Raw genomic sequence first — 21,695 nt, 5'->3', positions numbered from 1 at the left:
GAGAAGAGTCTTCGGGCATGCTCTCAGCGGTTCTTATGGTGTTCAGCGCCCCACCGGAGCTTCATCCATCAAGATGACGAATCGACGCCAAGCGGTTGATTTTATGGTGGCCCGGGCAGGAGTCCAACCTGCGACCTTCGCGTTAGGAGTGCGCTGCTCTATGCAACTGAGCTACCGGGCCACTCCCGCCAGTGTACCGCACCCCCGGTGGTAAACTTAAACCACTCTTATGCCTTCCATTACGCGTAGAAATGCCGTCAACGTCAACGTAGGTGGAGTCATCGTCGGCTCCGGCGCACCCGTCGTCGTGCAGTCCATGACCAACACCGATACGGCCGACATCGAAAGCACCGTCCAGCAGATCGCCGCGCTCGCCCGTGCCGGCTCTGAGATGGTCCGCATCACCGTCAACAACGACGATGCCGCCAAGGCTGTGCCCTACATCATCGAGGGCATCCAGGCCAAGGGCTGGAATACCCCCATCATCGGCGACTTCCATTACAACGGCCACCAACTCCTGCGCAAATACCCCGCCATGGCCCGCGCCCTTAGCAAGTACCGCATCAACCCCGGCAACGTGTCCATCGGCCGCAAGGACGACGACAACTTCCGCACCATGGTGGAATGCGCCGTCGACAACCAGAAGCCCGTCCGCATCGGTGTCAACTGGGGCTCGCTCGATCAGGCTCTCCTCACCCGCATGATGGACGAGAACAGCAAGTCCGCCAATCCTCTGGACGCACGCGACGTCATGATGGAAGCCATGGTGGTCTCAGCGCTCGATAACGCTGCAGCAGCCGAGCGTTACGGTCTCCGCCGCGACCAGATCGTCCTCTCCGCCAAAGTCTCCGGCGTCCGTGACCTTGTGGATGTCTATACAGAACTCGCCAAGCGCTGCGACCACGCCCTCCACCTCGGCCTAACCGAAGCCGGCATGGGCATGAAGGGTATCGTCGCCTCCACCGCCGGCCTCTCGCCGCTGCTCCTCTCCGGCATCGGCGACACTATCCGCGTCTCCCTCACCCCCACACCGGGCGGAGACCGCTCCGAAGAAGTCCGTTGCGGTCAGCAGATCCTCCAGTCGCTCGGCATCCGCAGCTTCATGCCTCAGGTCACCAGTTGCCCCGGCTGCGGCCGCACCACCAGCACCTACTTCCAGGAGCTCGCCGAGCGCATCCAGAACTATCTCGTAGAATCCATGCCCGAGTGGAAGCAGGCCTACCCCGGCGTCGAAGAGCTCAAGCTCGCCGTCATGGGCTGCATCGTCAACGGCCCGGGAGAGTCCAAGCACGCCAACATCGGGATCTCCCTACCAGGCACGTTCGAGGACCCCAAGGCCCCCGTCTACATTGACGGCGAGTTCGCCACGACCCTCAAGGGCGACCGCATCGTGGAGGAGTTCCAGGTGATCCTGGATAACTACGTGCAGCGCCGTTACGGTCACTCCGGCGGCAACGGAGGAGGCTCCCACGGCGCACCTTCAGCCGGCGGTCCCGTCAATCCGAACACCATCCACGCAGATGCGGTAGAAGACGGGACAAAGAAGCCGGTAGAGCCGCCCATCTTCGCAGTCATTCAGTAACCGGAATTACAAATCGAGCGCCGCTCCTCACCGCAGAGGAGCGGCGTTCTTCTTTAACTCACCAAGTGGATAGAACGTTCCCCTCCAGATCACACCACCCTGCCTCAGTGTAATCAGCGTAGACCGAAGCATCGTATACACAAACATCACTGCGGCAAACGGTGCGTAGACCGCATTCCGTGCGGGTATCCCCGAGTGCCGGCTCATCAGCCCATACAAACCAAACACCGATCCCACCATGAGTAAACTCGGCACCAGCACCGGCAGATAGAACAGACCAACGTACGGCACGATAGAAAATCCCACCAGCCAGCCGCACGTCACCAGCATCAACGCCACGTTGAATCGGAAGACGGAAAACACGTTCTTCGTCATCACGTTCACAATCCCATTCGCACCCGCGGCCCAATGCAGGCTCACCAGCCCTCGACCAAACGCCACCCTCTGCTTCAGCCCCGCCTGCTTGATTCGCTTGCCCAACCCAAGGTCCTCTACGATCTCCATCCGCAGAGCCGCAAAACCTCCAACCTGTTCGTAGGCCGTCCGCCGAACCAGGTTGAAAGCTCCCACCCCAATCGCCACCCGTGACCGGGCCGAGGCCACCCGCCAAAGCGGCGCACCCCACAGTCCAAGGATCTGGAAGAACCCCAGCAACGCCGCCTCATCCCATCGCTTGATGATCGTCGTCGGCAGCGTTATCAAGTGGTCTGCCCCACTCTCCACTGCGTACGCCAGGGACCGCCTCAGCGCATCCCCCCGAAAGACTACGTCCGCATCCGTGAACAATACGTAGTCGCTTGAAGTGCTGGAAGCTGCTGAAGCCATCGCATGCGTCTTCCCCAGCCATCCATCCGGTAATGCCTCAACGTGGATCACCCGCAGCCTCCCCGGATAACGTCCCCCAAGCTCATCCATGATCGCGCCCGTCGCATCTGTCGAGCGATCGTTAAACGCCACAACGTCGAGCCCCACATAGTCCTGCCCAACCAGCGACTCCAGGCAGGCTCTGACATCCCTCTCCTCATTGCAAGCCGGCACGACCACGGTAATTGTCGGCTCTCCCAGAGGCATCCGGTCCCACCCAGCCCCTAGCAAATCGGCGATGCCACGGAGACCCCACAACGCAGCGGCAAGCTTCGCCGCCCAGCAAAGCGCAACGGCCCACGCCGCCAGTCGCACTGCGATCTCAAGCCAAGGCGTCATCAGCCTCTAGCGTCTCATCTTTATGCAACCTCATGCTGCAAAGGCTTCGCATACCGTGATCCGATGAAAAAGATCACCGCCGCAATCAGCAAGGTCACCAGCGTAGACCCCAACCCCATCGCCAGATTCGAGTGATCGCTCACCACTCCGATAATCCGCGGCGAAGGCGCATCCCCCAGCAGGTGAATCATCAGCAACTGCCCCGCCAGCGCCGTAGCCCGCACATTCGGCTGGACTGCATTCACGGTCGCCGCATTCACCGGCCCCGACCCCAGGAAGATCAGAAAGATCGCCAGCGCCAGGCTTGGAAGAATCAGCGCCTTCGGCCCAAAGAAACAGCACATGGCCGGCGGGAACGCCAGCAGTGCGCCCCACATCGGCACCAGGTACAGCGCCGCCGGATTCTTCTTCGACCACCGCTGCGCTACCACGCCACCGCAGATCGTCCCCAGCAACCCCGTCACGACCGTAATCGCCCCCATGATGAACCCGGCGGACGACATACTCCGCCCATCCACGCGTTGCAGAAACGAAGGCATCCACCACGAGATTCCGCCCAGCGTAAACGTCACCGCCGCATACCCCAGGATCGAGCAGAGATACGCCGGATTCTTCACCAGCGAAAGCACAGTTCCCTTCTCCACCTTCGCCTTATCGTCCTTGCTTCCAGCGCGCTCCGGCTCCTTCATGAAGAAAGCAATCAGCAGCGCGATGATGATCCCCGGCACGGCCGAAACCGTAAAGCTCATCCTCCAGCCAAAGTGCTCGCCCACCGTCCCGCCGATCAGGTATCCCAGCGCAGCGCCCACCGGCACCGCGATGTTGAAGATCGTCAGCACCCTGTTTCGCTGGTCTTCCGGATAGAAGTCCGCCAGCATCGCCGGGGCGAAGATCCCAAAGCTGGCCTCCCCGATTCCAAGCGCCGCGTGCCGTATATTCAGCGAGCCATACGAATGCACCGTAGCCGTCAGCAGGTTGATCCCGGACCAGAACAGCGCTGCCACCACGATCATCGGCTTACGCGGAAACCTGTCTCCCAGCCATCCCGTGATGGGCGAGGCCGCCATGTACGCAATCATGAACCACAGCGTCAGCGAGCCAATCTGCCCGTCGCTGATATGGAACTCGCCCTTCACCTGTTCCTGTACACCCGGCAGAATATACCGGTCGATATAGTTCACGAAGTTCAGCGCGGTCAGCAGCACCAGCGCGGTAGTCGCGCCGACAACGTTAGGCGTGGGACGTGTCTTTACTTCGGCTGAGGTCGTCATGGCTGCGGGAAGAATAGCAGGCGGCAACGCACCTCATTACATGCGCTCGCAACATTGCTTTAGAGCCCCGTTCTTTGCTATAGTTGCAGAGGCACGAGAGCGGGAGTAGCTCAGTGGTAGAGTGCTTCCTTGCCAAGGAAGATGTCGCCGGTTCGACCCCGGTCTCCCGCTCCAAAAACATCAGCCCACCATCTGCACCAAACATAACCTACAATCAAATCAGCAACCCAAGGCGCGGTACCCAAGTGGTAAGGGAGAGGTCTGCAAAACCTTTATGCGTCGGTTCGATCCCGACCCGCGCCTCCATTTCTAACCTCCACTAAAAATCAAGCTGCTGTTCCCCCGGATCAGTAAGAACCTGCCGGTGAACAGATCATGGGTACAACTCATTTGATCTCGCGACGACACTTCCTGTGGACCACCGCAAGCCTTCTCTCCACTCCTGCCCTCGCCTTCCCTACCTCTCCCATCGACTACGACGTCCGCACCTTCGGAGCAATCGGTGACGGCATCGCCGTCGATACCGCCGCCATCCAGCGCGCCATCGACACAGCCGCACAGAACGGCGGCGGTCGCATCCTCATCCCCGGCGGCAAGCGCTTCCTCACCGGAGCCCTCGTACTCAAGAGCAACGTGAACTTCCATCTCGCCGACGATGCCATGCTCCTCGCGAACCCCGATCCTGCGGACTACAACGGCCACCTCGGACTGCTCAACAGCGACAGAGCCAGGGGCCTAAAGATCAGCGGAACCGGCATGATCGATGGCCAGGCCATGCAGTTCATGACCACCTTCTCCCAGAAAGACGAACGCTGGGAGCCGAAGAAGTTCCGCCCCCGTATGTTTCACCTCCAGCGCTGCATGGACCTTGAAATCACCGACATCACCTTCGGCCACTCGCCGGAGTGGGGCATGCATCTGCTCGGCTGCGAACGCGTCCTCGTGGACGGCGTCAGAATTCGTAACTTCCTCGAAGTCCCCAACTGCGACGGCATCGATCCCGATCATTGCCGCGACGTAGAGATCCGGAACTGCGATATCGTATGCGCCGACGACGCCATCGTCATCAAGACCAGCGACCAGGCCGAAGACTTCGGCCCCAGCCGCAACATCGTCGTCAAGGACTGCGTCGTCACCTCACGCGATAGCGGCTTGAAGGTCGGCACTGAAACCTTCAGCGACATCTCAAAGATCCTCTTTGAGCGCTGCAAGGTCCTCTCCAGCGGACGCGGCCCAACCATCACCCACCGTAACCAGGGAAACATAGATGACATTGAGTTCCGCGACATCGAACTCACCACGGAGCATCACGCCGCCCGCTGGTGGGGCTGGGGTGAGGCCATCTCCGTCACCGCTTGGCCGCGCAAGCCAGACACCAAGGTCGGCACTCTCCGTAACGTCCGTCTCCGCAACATCAAGGGCCGCAGTGAAAACAGCATTCGCATCGACGGCCAGAACAACCAGCCCATTGAAGACGTACTCCTTGAGAACATCGACATGACCATCGACCGCTGGACAAAATACCCCGGCGGCAAGTTCGACAACCGCCCCACCCCACCCACCATGGAAGGTCTGGAAGTCCACGGAACTCCCGTCTTTTCCATCCGCAACGCCAAAAACGTAACGGTCAAGGACTGCAAAGCACGCTGGGGCGACCATCGCGAGGACTACTTCACGCACGCACTGGAAGCGGAAAATGTGCAGGGCTTGAAGATCACCAACTTCACCGGCCAAGCAGCCCACGCCGGCCAGAAAGCCATCGCCATCAGCTAGCCTTCAGCTCAATGCAGATTCGGGTAAGTCCGGTAAGCCACAACCTTCGCGTCAAGCGGCGTCGCGCTCAACCGGGTCGTCTTCAGCAAAGCCTCAAACTAAGGAAGCTTCGACACATTCAGAAGCTTCCTGAACCGATCCATCTGCTCCTCGGATGTAAGAAACTCGCCCGCACCCTCCGTCGCCTCCCCGTCAGTCCCGGCCAGGATAATGACCTTGCCATTCGGCCCTGAACCAGGCAGATACGCGATCACGCTATAACCGCTGGAAGCCGGAGCCGGAGGAGAGATATAGGTCGCCTGTTCCCCCGCCGCAGGCTGCCGATTCTTCACGTAAGACACCCCGCGCTCGGAGTCATACTCCACGCTGAAGTTGAGGCTATTGGAGAAAAGATCCACCCAGGGATTCGACTTCCTGCTCCCGATCAACACAACATTGTTCCGCTTCAGCAACGCCGGCATGTACTCCAGCGCATAATGCACCCGGATGTTATGCCCCAGCGGATCGAGCGAAGTAATCCGTTGCGCCACCCTGAAATCGCCAGGGCTTCCCAGATCCCGCGACGCAACAAGGCTCAGATCGTCTCGCCGGTCCTGGCTCATACCCTCGGACTTGATCTGGCTGACATACCGCCGGTTGAGGTAGTCGCTCAGCGAAATCGGCTTCTTGGTAATGTCCTCAATCAACGCCAGCGAAGTGTCACCCACAATCACATCCGTACTGGGATTCGTCTCAAAGACCTCAGACCAGAAGGAACTCAGCGCAGGCGAGGCTCTCCATGGCTGCGCCGACCGCGTCAGAGCCACATTCTGCAGCCACAGCCCCACGCACCCAACCATCAACACCGCCGCCAGGCAAGGGCCGATCCAATGCACCCACCGCCTCGCAGGCACCGAGGCCGCCCCATCCACACTGGCCGTCTCAAGGTCAGGTACAGGCGAGACGGCAACAATCTCCGCAGGCATCACCGGCACGGCGGCACCCGTCTGCGGCTCCACAAAACGATGCCGGAAGACCGGACGATAGCTCCCCCGCGGAATCTCCATCAGGATCGGCTCGTCCAGCCCCTCGCCCTCAAAATAGGCTTCAATGCGTTTACGCAGCTCCGTCGCATTGACCCGCACGATATTGTCTACGCTGGTGTCGTACGAAGCCTGCCGCCCAAAGACCTCAGACCCAATCTCCTGCTCATGAATCTGTTCGGAGCCCTCCTGCAGGCTTCGCCGCCCCACATATAGAAGGAAGTCCCGCAGCCGCGCCGCTCGTTGCAGGCGTGGTGATGCAACAACGCGATTCAGCAGCGCCCAGCACGCCTCTTCCGTCAGAGGATCTTTCATCCCGGATGTCGACTCCCGAACCTGGAGCAGAGCCATTCGCACACCTTGAAATACCGAATCTGAGTCTAGCACCGCAGTCCATTCCCCAGCTATCTCAACCAGAACACCCAAAATCCCAACTTCTTACAGTTAGAAACCAGCCCATAACCGCTAAATCACTTGCGAGTTCTACTTTCGCTCCCCCACACTATGCCCTTCTATGCGCATCCTCCTCCTGGTCCCCCTTCTCGCCTTACTCTCTTCTGATCTTCAGGGCACAGCCCAGACTCAACCCGCCCAATGGGTCAACGAAAGAATCGGCACCGCCAACGAGGGTCAAACCTTCCCCGCCACCGGTCCCCCCTTCGCCATGACCCAGTGGACCCCCCAGACCCGTGACGGCAACGTCAAGTGCGTCGCCCCCTACTACGACAAGGACACCCGCATCCAGGGCTTTCGCGGCAGCCACTTCCTCAGCGGCTCCTGCACCCAGGACTACGGCAGCATGACCATCATGCCCCTCACCGGCCCCCTAAAACTAGACGCCGTGGAGCGAGCCTCCGGCTTCGACCGCGCCTCAGAGGTCCTCACCCCCTACCGCTACGCCGTCACCCTGCGCGACTACAACATAGACGCCGAAGTCACCGGCACCACCCGCGCCGGAATCCTCAACTTCAAGTTCAACAACCCCGGCAAATCCTGGATTCTTGTCCAGGCAAACACCTCCCCCGGCGACGGAAAGATCCAGATCGACCCCACGCGGGGCGAAATTCTCGCCACCATCCCCGCCCGCCGTCTCTACGCAGGCAACGGTCAGCCCGCAGGCTTCAGCGGTTACTCCGTCGTCCAGTTCGATCACCCCTTCCACACCGGCGGCACCTGGGCCGGCAAAGACGCCCACGCAGGCGCCATCGAGCAGGACGGCAAGCCAGGCACTCCCGGGGCCTACGTCTCCTTCGATCTAAAGCCCGGTGAAAGCGTAAAGGTGAAGGTAGGCACCTCCTTCACAAGCCTGGATGAGGCCCGCAAGAACCTTCAGGCGGAGATCCCCGACTGGAACTTCGCGGAAGTAGCCGCCCACGCCCAGAAAGACTGGAATACCGCCCTAGGCCGCATCGCGGTCAAGGATGAAACCGCCCGCAAGCGCATCTTTTACACCGCCCTCTACCACTCAATGCTTCTCCCACGCACCTTCAGCGACGTAGACGGCTCCTACCCGTCCTTCGCCGGCGGCAGCCGTGTCGAAACCGCCAAAGACTTCGTCTATTACACCGATTACTCCCTCTGGGACACCTTCCGCGCCGTCCACCCCATGCTGACCATCCTTGACCCCGCCCGTGAAGTGGATATGGTCAAATCCCTCATCGCCATGGGCCAGCAGGGCGGCTTCCTCCCCATCTTCCCAGCCTGGAACAGCTATACCTCGGAGATGGTCGGCGATCACGCCGTCACCGTCATCGGCGACGCCTACCTCAAGGGCCTGCGCGGCTTTGATATAGAAGCCGCCTACCAGCTCATGAAGAAGAACGCCCTGGAGACGCCCAAAGACCACGCCGAATACCTCGACGGCAAAGGCCGCCGCGCGCTCGAGTCCTACCTCAAGTACGGCTATATCCCGCTCGAAGACAAGGTCCCCGACGCCTTCCACAAGCAGGAGCAGGTCTCCCGCACCTTGGAATACGCCTACGATGACTTCGTCGTAGCCGAGGTCGCCCAGTCCCTCGACCATCAGCAGGATGCCGACCTCTTCCACCACCGCGCCCAGAACTACCGCAACGTCATCGATCCCCAGACCGGCTTCGCCCGTGGCCGCCACGCCGACGGCACCTGGGACACCCCATTCGACCCCGCCGTCAAATACCCCTACATCACGGAGGGCCTCCCCTACCAGTACACCTTCTTCGTCCCCCAGGACCTGCCCGGCCTCATCACCCTCGTAGGCGGAAACGAAGCCTTCATCCGCAAGCTCGACGCCCTCTTCGCCGGCAACTACTACGACCACGGCAACGAACCCAGCCACCACATCGCCTACCTCTACGACAACGCCGGCGCAGCCTGGAAGACCCAGCAGCACGTCCGCAGCATCATGGAAAGCCAGTACTCAGACGCGCCCGCAGGCCTTGCAGGCAACGACGACAGCGGCCAGATGTCCGCCTGGTACGTCATGAGCGCGCTCGGCTTCTACCCTGTCACCCCCGGCGTCCCCGTCTACCAGATCGGATCGCCCCTCTTCGACGACGCCACCATCCACCTCCCGTCCGGAAAGCTCTTCCAGATCCACGCGGCAGGTGCCTCCTCCGGCAGACAATATATTCAGTCGGCCACCCTCAACGGAACCCCTCTCAACCGCTCCTGGATCAAGCATTCAGAGGTCGTCGCGGGCGGAAACCTCGTCTTCGAGATGTCTTCACATCCCAACCCGGACTGGCCCCGCCCATAATTCCGCCGATAAGCCCTTCTAACAGGCGCTCTCACCGTAAATTCACTTGCCCATCGTTGTCTCACACTTGCACCTTTCACTCGACCTGAAACAAGGACCCTGACCGTGGTGAAACGCGATCAGCAAAATCCTGTAAACGTTTACGGGATGAAGTCAGAAAAGCAAAGCGGCTCGCCCACCACAGCAAAATGGGCGCGCCAGATAAGACCAGCAGCACGCACCACCTTCGGAGGCAACACCATGAGAAACACCCCGCAGTACAAGTTCGGCCGAACCAGCAAGACCCTCGGCATCACCGCAGCCCTTGCCTTCTCCAGCCTCGCCCACGGCCAGGCCGTCGCCAACGCCAAGATGCACGGCACCGTCACCGATTCCACCGGCGCAGTCATCCCCAACGCCACCGTCGTCGCCACGCAACTGGATTCCAACGCGACCGCCACCGCCATCAGCAGCGACTCCGGCAGCTTCACCCTCACCAACCTCCCCGTCGGTGCCTACTCCATCAAGATCTCCGCCCCCGGCTTTCAGACCTACACCCGCACCGGGATCACCCTCCAGGTCTCCAACGACGCAGAAATCGACGCTCCCCTGACCATCGGCTCCTCGGACGTCGTCATCTCTGTCAACAGCGGCGCAAGCCAGGTTCAGGTGGACGACACCGCCATCTCCACCATCGTCGACCAGCAGCGCACCGTCGACCTCCCCTTGAACGGCCGCAACGCCGCCAGCCTCATCCTCCTCTCCGGTGCCGCCGCGCCCACCGTAAACGGCAACATGACCAGCACCAAGAGCTACGGCAGCACCGGCACCAGCGCCATCGGCGGATCGCTCAACATCGCCGTCGCCGGCGGCCAGGGAAACCAGATCAACTTCCTGCTCGATGGTGGAGACCACAACGACTCCTTCTCCAACGTCAACATGCCGTTTCCCTTCCCGGACGTCCTCCAGGAGTTCAGCGTGCAGACCACCGGTCTCGCCGCCCAGTACGGCGTTCACCCCAGCGCTGCGGTTAATATCGTCACCAAGGGCGGCAGCAATCAGTGGCACGGCGGCGTCTTTGAGTTCCTCCGCAACAGCTATCCCAACGCCAACAACCGCATCACCGGCTACACCGATCTCAAACGCAACCAGTTCGGCGGCTACTTCGGCGGCCCCATCCTCCATGACAAGCTTTTCTTCTTCGGCGGTTACCAGCACACCTCCCTGCGCATCGCCCCCGGCCAGACCTCATCCTTCGTTCCCACGCCAGCCATGCTGTCGGGAAACTTTACGCCGTACCTGCAATATCAGCGCAGTCTCAGCGCGACCAATGCCTGCCCCACCCTGTCCGCGTCCGCCGGCTTCGTCTATAACGCCGCAGCCTGCACCGCGACCATCAACCCCGCGCTCTTCAGCCCCGCCGCCATCGCTCTGACAAAGTATCTGCCCACCGCCTCCACCCTCAACGCCGCAGGCCAGGTAAACTACCGCGTCCCCGCACCGCAGGATGAAAACCAGTGGATCGGACGTCTGGATCAGACCGTCAGTCAGCGCCACACCGTCTTCTTCCGTTACTTCATGACGAACTTCTACCAGAAGTCCCTCTTCAACGGAAACCTCCTCAACGCCATCAATCCCGGCCTCAAGGACCGCGGCAAGTACGGCACCTTTGGCGATAACTTCACCATCACCCCCAGCATCAACAACGCCCTGCGTCTCACTGTCACGCGTCTCGCCATCGCTCGCGGAGCACCGGGAGACCTCATCTCGCCCGCCACGCTCGGGTCCAATGTCTACAGCTCCGTGCCCAACTACATCTACCTCAACGTCAGCGGCGCCTTCACCGCCTCCTGCGGTAGCTGCGCCCCCACCCACTACGTCACCAATCACTATCAGGCCGCAGATGACATCTCCATGCAGAAGGGCAAGCACTTCCTTCAAGCTGGCTTCGACTACATCCATGAAGAGCTGAACCTCGCCGGTATCAACACCGAAAACGGTCAGTTCACCTTCAACGGCTCTTACTCCGGCCTTGGCCTCAGCGACCTCCTCCTCGGAGCACCCAACACCTTCGCACAGGCTTTCGGCCCCGGTGCCGCCGCTCACCTCCGCTACAACTACTTCGGTTACTACGCACAGGACACATGGCACGCAGCCAAGGGCCTCACCATCAACGCCGGCCTTCGCTGGGAGCCCTGGTTCCCCGAGTACGAAAAGAACAACATCGGCGGTGAGTTCAGCCAGGCCAACTTCAATGCCAATATCACCTCTTCCGTCTACACCAACGCACCCGCCGGCATCGTCTTCTTCGGCGATAAGGGCGTGAAGCCCGGCTTCATCAACTCCCGCTTCACCAACTTCTCGCCCCGCCTCGGCCTAGCTTTCGATCCTCGCGGCGACGGCAAACAAAGCCTCCGCGCCTCCTACACCCTCACCTTTGAAGCGCCGGAGCTTTACTACGACTCCGGCTTCCCCGGAAACTCGCCCAACGCCAGCGCCCAGTCCTTCACCGTCGATAACTCCACCAATCAAACCGACGCCGTGAAGTCCTTTGACAACCCCTGGAAGAAGATCCAGGGCGGCAACCCCTACCCCACCGCGTACCCCGCGCCCAGCAACGCGTTCTTCCCCGCCACCAACGTCTCCACCGGTCTCTACCCCAGCAACCTGCGTAGAACCTACATGCACCAGTACAACGCGAGCTATCAGAATCAGATCTCGCCCAACTGGCTCCTCTCCGCCAGCTACATCGGCACCAGCACGGTGCATCTCTGGGGCTTCCAGCCCATCAACTACGCAACCCCGCAGAACACCCCAGCCGGTGCCACGGCAACCACCAACAACACATCGCAGCGTTACCTGCTCTACCGCGCCGCCATCGCCAACAACACCACTGCCGGCACTCGGTACGGAGCCTTCAGCTCCACGGCAGACTATGGCATGGCAAACTTCAACGGCATCATCCTGACCGCAAACCACCGCGTCGCCAACAACTTCTCACTCCTGACCAACTACACCTTCTCGCATTGCCTCTCCAACATGAACTACACCGGAGACAACACCCCACCCTCCCAGGACCCCAACAACCACGCCGCGGAGTACTCCAACTGTAACTTCGACACCACCCACAACCTCACCGTCTCCGGCGTCTTCACCTCGCCCAAACTCAACTCCCGCGGCCTCAACTACGCCCTCGGCGGCTGGCAGCTCAGCCCCATCGCCACCTACCGCACCGGCATGCCTTACACCGTCACCGACGGCACAGACGTCTCCCTCACCGCCATCGGCCAGGACCGTCCCAACCAGGTTGCCGGCGTCTCCCGTTACGCCAAGAACCTCTACCCCACCCCAAGCAACGGAGTAACCCCGCTCCCCCTCTGGATCAACTCAGCCGCCTACACCACTCAGGCCACCGGCACCTTCGGCAACGAGACACCACTCTCCGCGCGCGGTCCCGGCTTCGCCAACATCGACGCCGCTGTCAGCAAGCGCTTCCCCATCTACGAGCGCGCCAACCTCGAGCTCCGCGGCGAAACCTTCAACGTCCTCAACCACCCCAACTACTCCAATCCCAACTCCGCCCGGAGCGCCAACGCATCCACCTTTGGCCGCATCAGCTCCACCGTCAACGACGCCCGCCTCTTCCAGGTCGCCGCCAAGATCACCTTCTAACCACCGCACCCCTCAGGCCAGCGCTCGGATCACACCGGGCGCTGGCCTGCGTCGCATCATCCCGGTTATCATCTCGACCTAGTACCCAAGTCAGGACGTCCCTGCCAATGAAGCTCTCCCGCTGCCTCAAAGCCCTCGCACTCACTCTCATCTGCTCCCCCCTGGCCTCAGCCCAGGCCAACAAGACCCTGGCAGCCCAGCCACCCATGGGCTGGAACAGTTGGGACGCCTACGGCCTCACCATCACCGAGTCCCAGTTCCGCGACAACGTCGACGTCCTCGCCAAAACCCTCAAGCCCTTCGGCTGGAACTACGCCGTCATCGACGAAGGCTGGTTCCTCAAGAACCCCCTCGACCGCGGAACCCCTGACAAGCTCGCCTACCAGATCGACGCCAACGGCCGTTACATCCCCGTCCCCGCCCGCTTCCCCTCGGCCCTCATCAACAACCAGAACACCGGCTTCGAGGCCCTCGGCACATACGTCCACTCCCAGGGCCTGAAGTTCGGCATCCACATCGTCCGCGGCATCCCCCGCCAGTCCGTCGCCGACTCCCTCCCCATCGCCAACAGCAAATTCCACGCCCAGGACGCCGCGGATACCACCGACCCCTGCCCCTGGGACCCCACCAACTGGGGCGTACGCGACACCCCCGCAGGCCAGGCCTGGTACGACTCCCTCCTCGCCCAGTACGCAGCCTGGGGCGTCGACTACCTCAAAGTCGACTGCATCTCCGATCACCCCTACAAGCCCACCGAGATCCGCATGCTCCACCGCGCCATCCTCAAGACCGGCCGCCCCATCATCCTCAGCCTCTCCCCAGGACCCACCTCCCCCGGCATCGCCACAGAGCTCATCCCCTACGCCCAGATGTGGCGCATCTCGGACGACATCTGGGACTACTGGACCAACACCCGCCACTTCCCCCGCAGCCTGCACGATCAGTTCGAGCTGGCCGCCGCCTGGGCTCCCTACGCCCGCCCCGGCACCTGGCCCGACGCAGACATGCTCCCCCTCGGCTTCCTCGGCCCCATCCCCGGCGATGGCGAAGCCCGCCAGTCCCGCCTTACCCATGACGAGCAGCAGACCATGCTCACCCTCTGGTCCATGGCCCGTTCCCCCCTCATCCTCGGAGCCAACCTCACCAAGCTCGATGACTGGACCACCAAACTCATCACCAACCCGGACGTCCTCGCCGTAGACCAGTTCGGCCATGACCAGCGCCAGGTCGCACGCGAAGGCAACGCCGTAGCCTGGACCTCCGCAGGCAAAGGCGACATCCGTTACCTCGCCCTCTTCAACCTCAACGACAAAGACAAGACCATCGACCGCACCTACGCCTTCTACAACCTGCCCGCCGGCTCCTACCGCGCCCGCGAGCTCTGGTCCCACACAGATCGAGGCGTCTCCACCGCCATCCACGTCACGCTGCCCCCTCACGCCTGTATCCTGCTTGAGCTGCAACCTAACTAACTTCGCCGCACCCAAAGGAAGACCATGCGCCCGTTTCTCCGGACCATCACCTCGCTCCTCCTCTTCGCACCCTTGCTCCCCATGCACGCCCAGCAGACCGCCAAGCTTGCCGCCACTCCGCCCATGGGTTGGAACTCCTGGAACTGGTTCGCCGGCAAGGTCACGGACAAAGACGTCCGCCAGGCCGCCGACCTCCTCGTCTCCTCCGGCATGCGCGACGCCGGATACGTCTACGTCAACATAGACGACACCTGGGAAGGTAAGCGCGACTCCACCGGCGTCCTCCACACCAACGAGAAATTTCCGGACATGAAGGCACTCGCCGACTACGTCCACAGCAAAGGCCTCAAGCTCGGCATCTACAGCTCCCCCGGCTCCCAGACCTGCGCCCGCTTTGAAGGCAGCTTCGGCCACGAGCAGCAGGATGCAGACCTCTACGCCTCCTGGGGCATCGACTACCTCAAATACGATCTCTGCAGCTTCCACAACGGCAACATGCGCGTCACCGCCCCCGGCGATAGCGCCGAAGCCATGACCATCCAATACAAAATGATGCATGACGCCTACGCGAGAATGCACCAGGCCCTCCTCAAGACCGGCCGCCCCATCGTCTACAGCCTCTGCCAGTACGGCTTTGACTCCGTCTGGCAGTGGGGCCCGGAGGTCGGTGCCAATCTCTGGCGCACCACCGACGACGTCAACGCCACCTTCAACAGCATCGCCCTCATCGGTCGAGATCAGGCCGGCCTCTCCCGCTACGCAGGCCCCGGCCACTGGAACGACCCCGACATGCTTGAAGTCGGCAACGGCAAGCTCACCCTGGACGAGAACCGCACCCACATGGGTCTCTGGTCCATGCTCGCAGCACCCCTGCTCGCCGGCAACAACCTCAGCGAGCTTACCCCTGAGATCACCGCCATTCTCACCAATCGCGAGATCCTCGCCATCGATCAGGACAAACTCGGTCATCAGGCCGATCGCATCTACGCAGAGGGCCCCATCGAGATCTGGGCACGTCCACTCGCGGACGGCAGCCGCGCCCTCGCCATCTTCAACTTCGGCGAGCAGCGTTCCTACCTCCGCGGCATCTCCCTCCACCTCCGTGAAGCAGGCGCAGCCGACGGCTGGCACGCACGCGACATCTGGGCTGCCAAAGACCTCGGCCCCATCACCGACAAGATGCCCCTCACCATCCCCCGTCACGGCTCCATCGTCCTCCGCCTGACCCACTAAAACCCACGGGCCGGAGACCTCACCCTCCCCGGCCCGTACACTACCTCCATGAGGCGAGTCGTCATCACCGGGCCGCCGCCCGTTCAGATCCTGGATGTCACCGGCCCCCTGGAGGTCTTCTCCAACGCCCCCGGCTACGACATCCAGCTAGTCGCCCCAGACGGAGGCAACATCCTCCGCACCAACCGCGGAGTAGACCTCGGCAGCGCCATCCCTCTCGCCCAATGCACCGGTCCCATCGACACCCTCATCATCGCCGGCGGCCCCGGCGCTGAAAGCGGCGTCTACGATCCCATCCTCACCCAATGGATCGCCGCAGCTGCCACCCGCTCCCGTCGAGTAGCCTCCATCTGCACCGGAGCCTTCATGCTCGCGGAGGCAGGCCTGCTCGATGGCAAGAACGCCGTCACCCACTGGCTCTTCTGTGACAGCCTCGCCCAGCAATATCCCGCAGTCAAAGTCCAGCGCGATCCCATCTATCTCCGCGACGGCTCCATCTACACCTCCGCCGGCATCACCGCCGGCATCGACCTCTCGTTGGCCCTCGTGGAGGAGGATCACGGCCACCATGAAGCCCTCCGCATCGCACGGTTCCTCGTCATGTTCCTCGTACGCCCAGGCGGCCAGGCCCAGTACAGCCACATGCTCTCCCACCAGGCCGCCGCATCCCAACCCCTGCGCGAGCTCCAGGTCTGGATGCTCGAGCATCTCCGCGACCATCTCTCTGTAGAATCCCTCGCCGAACGCCTCGGCGTCAGCCCCCGCCACTTCACCCGCGTCTGCCTCCGCGAGACCGGCCTTAACCCCGGCCAGCTCATCGACCGCATGAGGGTCGAAGCCGCCCAGCAGATCATCGACAGCTCCGCCAAGGGCCTCAAAGAGGTAGCCGACGCCTGCGGCTTCCACTCCGCGGAGGCCATGCGCCGCGCCTTCACCCGCATCCTCGGCGTAACCGCAGCAGACTACGCCAGCCGCTTCCGCCGCACCCCCTGAGAAGCCCTCGCCAGATGTCCTGAAATGCAGCAACCATGTCGTGGCGCTCCCATCCGTGCAGACCTACCGTTGAGAAGTAATCAATTCCACGGAGGTCAACACCATGTCCACCACCTTGCAGCAGCCAGCCGTCTCCCCCCTCGATACCGTCACCCTGCCCCAGAGCAAACTCATTCAGCAGATCACGGAGTTCGTCCGCGACACCGAATCCGATCTCCTCTTCAACCACTCCAGCCGCGTCTACTACTTCGGAGCCCTCGCCGGCCGCCGTCGCGGACTCACCTTCGATCCCGAACTCCTCTACGCCGGTGCCATGTTCCACGACATCGGCCTCATCCCCGCCTACAGCAGCGCCACAGAACGCTTTGAAGTCGATGGAGCCAACGCCGCCCGCTCCTTCCTCCAGGAGCACGGCATAGACGCAGCTCAGATCGACCACGTCTGGAACGCCATCGCCCTCCACACCACACCCGGCATCCCCCAGCACATGCATCCCGTCGTCGCCCTCGTCACCGCCGGCGTGGAGATGGATGTCCTCGGCATCGACTACAACCTCTTCGCAGACCCCGCACGCGAAGCCGTCGTCAGCCGCTTCCCCCGCACCCCGCACTTCAAGGAACACATCCTCCAGGCCTTCTACGACGGCATCCACCACAAGCCGGACACCACCTTCGGCAACGTCAAGGCAGACGTCCTCGCAGACAAGAACCCCGCCTTCCAGCGCGGCAACTTCTGCTCCGTCATCCGCAACTCCCCCTGGAAGGCATAGCCCAGCCGATCAAAGAAAAGAAAACGGATAAAGACAGGATCAAGCAAAGATCCTGCCTTTATCCATCTTTCCTTTTTATCCGTGGTAGGCCGTTCGCTTGGAGACCCAGCGCCCCCACGAAGATGTAAAAATGTACCTGTGGGAGCGCGTCTCCCAACATCGCCGCAAAAGGAACAAGCATGGTCTCGGTCGAATTCGAATATCAGGGCAACCTGCACTGCAACGCGGTCCACGGCCCCTCCGGAACAGCCCTCAGCACGGACGCGCCGCTCGACAACCAGGGCCTCGGCGAAAGCTTCTCACCCACCGACCTCGTCGCCACCGCGCTCGGCTCCTGCATGCTCACCGTCATGGGCATCGCCGCCCGTTCCCTTGACGTCGATATGACCGGCGCGCGTGCCATCGTAGAAAAAGAGATGACCGCCACGCCTCCCCGCAGGATCGCCAGCCTCACCGTCAAGATTCACATGCCCCACGCCGTCAGCCCGGAAAACCAGGAAAGACTCGAGCGCGCCGCCCACACCTGCCCCGTCCACAAGAGCCTCCACCCGGATATCCAGACCCCCATCCGATTCACCTGGGGCTGACGCCACGAGCTACCTTCGACGCTTGGAAACACCTCGCAGCTGTCCGAAGAAATCTCTTCACCCTCCTCATGTCACAGTGCTAACGTGTACATAAATCAAGGAGAAGAGTCATGCGAATCGCCCAGGCGTCGAAGGTCATGCAGCACGAAGAGTTCCGCAAAGACGTAGCCCAGGCCCTTTCAGCCGGAGAAGAGATTCACGTTGAATCGCCGGCTGCGCTTATAGCAGCAAACCCCTTCTCGCAGTCGCCCCTGCTCATCAGCCAGATTGCCCTCGGCGCCAGCCTCCTCTCCGGCATTCAGGTCACCGACGCCAACCGCGAGTTCCTGCAACGCGCCCTCTTGGGCACCGGACCCGTCCCCACCGCTCCAATTACCACCGATAAGCGCAAACTCTTCAACTTCACCGCCACGGGTGCGCTCTCAGGAACCATCATCGGAGCCGCGGTCGGCGTTCTCCTGGAACAGGTGCGTGCCGTGCATCCCACCAGCGCCGTCGCGTTCGACGCAACCCTCGCCGTCCTCGGCTGCACCGTGGGAGCGACCATGGGGGCAGGGGCGACTCAAGGCTCACCCTCCGTCTCCATCACCCCAGCCTTCAGCCACACCGGAGAGGTCAGTTGCAAGATCGCTGTAGAGTACAAGCCCGCCTGAAATAAAGTGCGTGCACTGTCTACATCAAGTCCCCGCGACTAAAGACTTTAGAAAAAAGTCCAGACCTAAGCCACCTGTTTTGAAGATTTTGCACCATTTCACCAGGATGGGCTGCCTCCGCACGCTAGACTGACCCATGCCCGATTCCAACCTGCCGGACCGTTTTGAGCAGATCGCAGACCGCGAGCACGGCCTCCAGCGCTCGCTCTCCGCCGCCCAACTCTCCATGATCGCCATCGGAGGAGCCATCGGCACCGGCCTCTTCCTCGGCTCCAGCTTCGCCATCGGCTTCGCCGGCCCGGCAGTCCTCGTCAGCTACCTCATCGGTGCCCTCATCACCCTCCTCCTCATGGGCTGCCTTGCCGAGATGACCGTAGCCCACCCCACCTCCGGCTCCTTCGGCGCATGGGCCGAGCACTACCTCTCCCCCCTCGCCGGCTTCTTAGTCCGCTACGCCTACTGGGCAGCCGTCGTCTTCGCCCTAGGCACCGAGGTCTCCGCCGTAGCCATCTACATGCGCTTCTGGTTCCCCACCATCCCCGGCTGGGTCTGGATCATCGGTTTTACCCTTGCGCTCGTCCTCGTCAACGCCCTCAACGTCCGCTTCTTCGGCACGGTCGAGTACACCTTCTCCGCCCTCAAGATCATCGCCATCCTGGCCTTCCTCGTCCTCGGCGGCTGGGTCCTCTTCAGCGCCCCGCACGGCTCCGGCATGGGCCTCGTCAACTACACCGCCTTTGGAGGTTTCTTCCCGCACGGCCCCTGGGGCACCTGGGTCGCCGTCTTAGTCTCCCTCTTCAGCTTCTTCTCGATCGAGATGATCGCCGTAGCAGCCGGCGAAGCGAAAGATCCCAAGCGTGCCATCACCCAGGCCTTCCGAGCCACCTTCCTCCGCCTCGTCCTCTTCTATCTCCTCACGCTGGCAGTCATCCTCGCCATCGTCCCCTGGACCCAGACCCAATCCATCAGCGGCATCGCCCAGAGCCCCTTCGTCACCGTCATGACCCGAACCCACATCCCCGGAGCCGCCGGAGTCGTCAACTTCGTCATCCTCATCGCAGCTTTATCAGCGATGAACAGCCAGCTCTACATCACCAGCCGCATGCTCTTCTCCCTCTCCCGTGCAGGCTTCGCCCCCGCCTTCTTCGGCACCCTCAGCCCCGCAGGAGTCCCCGTCCCCGCTCTCCTGCTCTCCACCGCCGGCATCGCCGTCGCAGCCATCCTCAACGCCATCTACAAGGACGCAGCCTTCGCCATCCTGCTCGCCATCTCCATCTTCGGCGCGATGTTCGTCTGGCTCATGGTCTTCGTCATCCACCTCCGCTTCCGAGCCCACCATTCCGCCAACACCCTGGCCTTCCGCATGTGGGGCTTCCCCTACACCACCCTCCTCGGCGCAACCCTCATGTCCGCCGCACTCATCTCCACCCTCTTCGCCCCCGCCTTCCACCTGACGCTCCTCTACGGCATCCCCTTTCTCCTCATCCTGACCGCGGCCTATTACCTCCGCCGCCGGAGCATCCAACCCTCATGACCGATCGAGACCCTCTCCTCAAGTGGCGCGCCGAGTTCCCCATCCTCGAGCACACCACCTACATGATCAGCCACTCCCTGGGCCCCATGCCCCGCCGCGCCATCACCGCCCTCGCGGACTTCACTACCATCTGGGCCACCCGCGGCATCCGCGCTTGGGAAGAAGGCTGGTGGGACATGCCCGTCACCTGCGGCAACCTCATCGGAAAGATCATCGGCGCACCAGAAGGCCGCGTTATCATGCACCAGAACGTCTCCATCTGCCAGCAGATCGTCACAAGCTGCTTCGACTGGAGCGATAACAAACGCAACAAACTCGTAACCGACGGCCTGAACTTCCCCTCAAACGACTACATCTACCACGGCCTCTCGCGCCAGGGCGCACGCATCGTCTCCATCCCCCCCAATCCCGACGGCCTCACAGTCCCCCTCGAAGACATCCTCAATGCAATCGACAACGAAACCCAACTCGTCAGCATCTCCCACGTAGCCTTCCGCAGCTCCGCCCTGCAAGACCTCGCAGCCATCACAGAGAAAGCCCACGCCGTAGGCGCATACATCGTAGCTGACCTCTACCAGTCCGCCGGCATCGTCCCTCTCGACGTCACCGCCCTCAACGTGGACTTCGCCACCGGCGGCTCGGTCAAATGGCTCCTCGGAGGCCCCGGAGCTGGCTATCTCTACGTCCGCCCAGACCTTGACCTTAAGCTCCAGCCCGCCAATATCGGCTGGGCCGCCCACGCCCATCCCTTCGACTTCGCCCCCGGCCCCATCCAGTACGCACCGGACATGATGCGCTACTCCAACGGCACCCCCAACGTCCCCGCCATGTACAGCGCCCGCTCCGGTTACGAGATCGTCGCCGAGATCGGTGTCCCAGCGATCCGCGCCAAATCCCAACGCCAGACCCAGCACATGATCACCCTCGCCGATGCAGCCGACATCACCGTCCGCAGCCCCCGCAACCCTAACCATCGCGGCGGAGCCGTCATCCTTCAGGTCCCCGAGCACGAAGGCCGCAACATCGTAGCCGAACTCGCCCGCCGCCAGATCCTCATCGACTTCCGCCCCGGCGCAGGCATCCGCATAGCCCCCCACTTCTACACCTCGGACGACGAGATCGCCCACACCATCACCGAACTCAAAAGCATCCTCAAACCCTGAAAGTCGATAGGTGTAATGATTCCGTCCCATCCCCGTCAGCAACTGTACTGGAACG

Annotated in this window: 15 protein-coding genes and 3 tRNA genes; 14 read left to right on the top strand and 4 right to left on the bottom strand. The window is 62.1% G+C overall.

Annotated elements, in window-relative coordinates; genetic code table 11:
* Nucleotides 1–104: 104 nt before the first annotated feature.
* A tRNA-Arg gene (locus ACIX9_RS08745) sits at nucleotides 105–181 on the bottom strand.
* Between the two features lie 48 nt (nucleotides 182–229).
* Here ACIX9_RS08745 and ispG point away from each other — a divergent pair.
* Nucleotides 230–1,582 carry a flavodoxin-dependent (E)-4-hydroxy-3-methylbut-2-enyl-diphosphate synthase gene (gene ispG / locus ACIX9_RS08740; RefSeq protein ID WP_013580115.1) on the top strand — a complete coding sequence of 451 codons (1,353 nt, stop codon included), beginning with the start codon at nucleotides 230–232 and terminating at the stop codon, nucleotides 1,580–1,582.
* A 27-nt stretch (nucleotides 1,583–1,609) separates the two neighbouring features.
* On the opposite strand, the gene ACIX9_RS08735 is transcribed toward ispG, so the two are convergent.
* Both ACIX9_RS08735 and ACIX9_RS08730 read right to left on the bottom strand, forming a co-directional pair.
* Nucleotides 1,610–2,785, bottom strand: a complete 1,176-nt coding sequence (locus ACIX9_RS08735) for a glycosyltransferase (RefSeq protein ID WP_013580114.1) — start codon at nucleotides 2,783–2,785, stop codon at nucleotides 1,610–1,612.
* Between the two features lie 20 nt (nucleotides 2,786–2,805).
* Nucleotides 2,806–4,056, bottom strand: a complete 1,251-nt coding sequence (locus ACIX9_RS08730) for a spinster family MFS transporter (protein WP_013580113.1) — start codon at nucleotides 4,054–4,056, stop codon at nucleotides 2,806–2,808.
* A gap of 99 nt (nucleotides 4,057–4,155) precedes the next feature.
* Between ACIX9_RS08730 and ACIX9_RS08725 the strand changes: the two genes are divergently transcribed.
* The 3 genes from ACIX9_RS08725 (at nucleotide 4,156) to ACIX9_RS08715 (ending at nucleotide 5,829) form a co-directional block, all read left to right on the top strand.
* Nucleotides 4,156–4,230: transfer RNA gene (locus tag ACIX9_RS08725), tRNA-Gly, on the top strand.
* 57 nt (nucleotides 4,231–4,287) lie between these two features.
* Nucleotides 4,288–4,362 (top strand) — tRNA-Cys (locus ACIX9_RS08720).
* A gap of 69 nt (nucleotides 4,363–4,431) precedes the next feature.
* Nucleotides 4,432–5,829, top strand: a complete 1,398-nt coding sequence (locus ACIX9_RS08715; RefSeq protein WP_013580112.1) for a glycoside hydrolase family 28 protein — start codon at nucleotides 4,432–4,434, stop codon at nucleotides 5,827–5,829.
* A gap of 98 nt (nucleotides 5,830–5,927) precedes the next feature.
* On the opposite strand, the gene ACIX9_RS08710 is transcribed toward ACIX9_RS08715, so the two are convergent.
* Nucleotides 5,928–7,202: a hypothetical protein gene (locus tag ACIX9_RS08710; protein ID WP_013580111.1), complete on the bottom strand. Its 1,275-nt coding sequence runs from the start codon at nucleotides 7,200–7,202 to the stop codon at nucleotides 5,928–5,930.
* A 163-nt stretch (nucleotides 7,203–7,365) separates the two neighbouring features.
* Here ACIX9_RS08710 and ACIX9_RS08705 point away from each other — a divergent pair, with 163 nt between their 5' ends.
* The 10 genes from ACIX9_RS08705 (at nucleotide 7,366) to ACIX9_RS08660 (ending at nucleotide 21,640) form a co-directional block, all read left to right on the top strand.
* Nucleotides 7,366–9,585, top strand: coding sequence for a GH92 family glycosyl hydrolase (locus tag ACIX9_RS08705; RefSeq protein WP_013580110.1), 2,220 nt, complete (start codon nucleotides 7,366–7,368; stop codon nucleotides 9,583–9,585).
* A gap of 240 nt (nucleotides 9,586–9,825) precedes the next feature.
* The gene (locus tag ACIX9_RS08700) at nucleotides 9,826–13,236 is read left to right on the top strand and encodes a TonB-dependent receptor (protein ID WP_198152183.1); all 3,411 of its coding nucleotides are present in this window, start codon (nucleotides 9,826–9,828) and stop codon (nucleotides 13,234–13,236) included.
* A gap of 107 nt (nucleotides 13,237–13,343) precedes the next feature.
* Nucleotides 13,344–14,708, top strand: coding sequence for a glycoside hydrolase family 27 protein (locus ACIX9_RS08695; protein ID WP_013580108.1), 1,365 nt, complete (start codon nucleotides 13,344–13,346; stop codon nucleotides 14,706–14,708).
* 24 nt (nucleotides 14,709–14,732) lie between these two features.
* Entirely contained in the window at nucleotides 14,733–15,941 is a 1,209-nt protein-coding gene (locus ACIX9_RS08690; protein WP_013580107.1) for a glycoside hydrolase family 27 protein, read from the top strand.
* Nucleotides 15,942–15,989: 48 nt separating this feature from the next.
* On the top strand, nucleotides 15,990–16,934 hold the full coding sequence (locus tag ACIX9_RS08685) for a GlxA family transcriptional regulator (RefSeq protein WP_013580106.1): 945 nt from the start codon (nucleotides 15,990–15,992) through the stop codon (nucleotides 16,932–16,934).
* A gap of 103 nt (nucleotides 16,935–17,037) precedes the next feature.
* Complete coding sequence (locus tag ACIX9_RS08680; protein WP_013580105.1) at nucleotides 17,038–17,703, top strand: HD domain-containing protein; 666 nt, start codon at nucleotides 17,038–17,040, stop codon at nucleotides 17,701–17,703.
* 179 nt (nucleotides 17,704–17,882) lie between these two features.
* A complete protein-coding gene (locus tag ACIX9_RS08675) occupies nucleotides 17,883–18,290 on the top strand; it encodes an OsmC family protein (RefSeq protein WP_013580104.1) in 408 nt (135 codons plus the stop codon).
* Between the two features lie 110 nt (nucleotides 18,291–18,400).
* Entirely contained in the window at nucleotides 18,401–18,943 is a 543-nt protein-coding gene (locus tag ACIX9_RS08670; RefSeq protein WP_013580103.1) for a hypothetical protein, read from the top strand.
* A gap of 136 nt (nucleotides 18,944–19,079) precedes the next feature.
* Nucleotides 19,080–20,477, top strand: coding sequence for an amino acid permease (locus ACIX9_RS08665; RefSeq protein WP_013580102.1), 1,398 nt, complete (start codon nucleotides 19,080–19,082; stop codon nucleotides 20,475–20,477).
* Nucleotides 20,474–21,640, top strand: coding sequence for an aminotransferase class V-fold PLP-dependent enzyme (locus ACIX9_RS08660; RefSeq protein ID WP_013580101.1), 1,167 nt, complete (start codon nucleotides 20,474–20,476; stop codon nucleotides 21,638–21,640). Before ACIX9_RS08665 ends, ACIX9_RS08660 begins: the two co-directional genes overlap by 4 nt.
* The last annotated feature ends 55 nt before the right edge of the window (nucleotides 21,641–21,695 follow it).

It is taken from the genome of Granulicella tundricola MP5ACTX9 (assembly GCF_000178975.2).
Taxonomy (GTDB): domain Bacteria; phylum Acidobacteriota; class Terriglobia; order Terriglobales; family Acidobacteriaceae; genus Edaphobacter; species Edaphobacter tundricola.
Note: the sequence above shows the minus strand (reverse complement) of the source record. Positions and strands in the feature narration are given on the sequence as shown.

Coding starts and splice junctions, on each gene's coding strand:
- ACIX9_RS08685 (WP_013580106.1), top strand. CDS start 15,990: ATGAGGCGAGTCGTCATCACCGGGCCGCCGCCCGTTCAGATCCTGGAT.
- ACIX9_RS08670 (WP_013580103.1), top strand. CDS start 18,401: ATGCGAATCGCCCAGGCGTCGAAGGTCATGCAGCACGAAGAGTTCCGC.
- ACIX9_RS08710 (WP_013580111.1), bottom strand. CDS start 7,202: ATGGCTCTGCTCCAGGTTCGGGAGTCGACATCCGGGATGAAAGATCCT.
- ispG (WP_013580115.1), top strand. CDS start 230: ATGCCTTCCATTACGCGTAGAAATGCCGTCAACGTCAACGTAGGTGGA.
- ACIX9_RS08730 (WP_013580113.1), bottom strand. CDS start 4,056: ATGACGACCTCAGCCGAAGTAAAGACACGTCCCACGCCTAACGTTGTC.
- ACIX9_RS08705 (WP_013580110.1), top strand. CDS start 7,366: ATGCGCATCCTCCTCCTGGTCCCCCTTCTCGCCTTACTCTCTTCTGAT.
- ACIX9_RS08700 (WP_198152183.1), top strand. CDS start 9,826: ATGAGAAACACCCCGCAGTACAAGTTCGGCCGAACCAGCAAGACCCTC.
- ACIX9_RS08665 (WP_013580102.1), top strand. CDS start 19,080: ATGCCCGATTCCAACCTGCCGGACCGTTTTGAGCAGATCGCAGACCGC.
- ACIX9_RS08675 (WP_013580104.1), top strand. CDS start 17,883: ATGGTCTCGGTCGAATTCGAATATCAGGGCAACCTGCACTGCAACGCG.
- ACIX9_RS08715 (WP_013580112.1), top strand. CDS start 4,432: ATGGGTACAACTCATTTGATCTCGCGACGACACTTCCTGTGGACCACC.
- ACIX9_RS08680 (WP_013580105.1), top strand. CDS start 17,038: ATGTCCACCACCTTGCAGCAGCCAGCCGTCTCCCCCCTCGATACCGTC.
- ACIX9_RS08695 (WP_013580108.1), top strand. CDS start 13,344: ATGAAGCTCTCCCGCTGCCTCAAAGCCCTCGCACTCACTCTCATCTGC.
- ACIX9_RS08735 (WP_013580114.1), bottom strand. CDS start 2,785: ATGACGCCTTGGCTTGAGATCGCAGTGCGACTGGCGGCGTGGGCCGTT.
- ACIX9_RS08690 (WP_013580107.1), top strand. CDS start 14,733: ATGCGCCCGTTTCTCCGGACCATCACCTCGCTCCTCCTCTTCGCACCC.
- ACIX9_RS08660 (WP_013580101.1), top strand. CDS start 20,474: ATGACCGATCGAGACCCTCTCCTCAAGTGGCGCGCCGAGTTCCCCATC.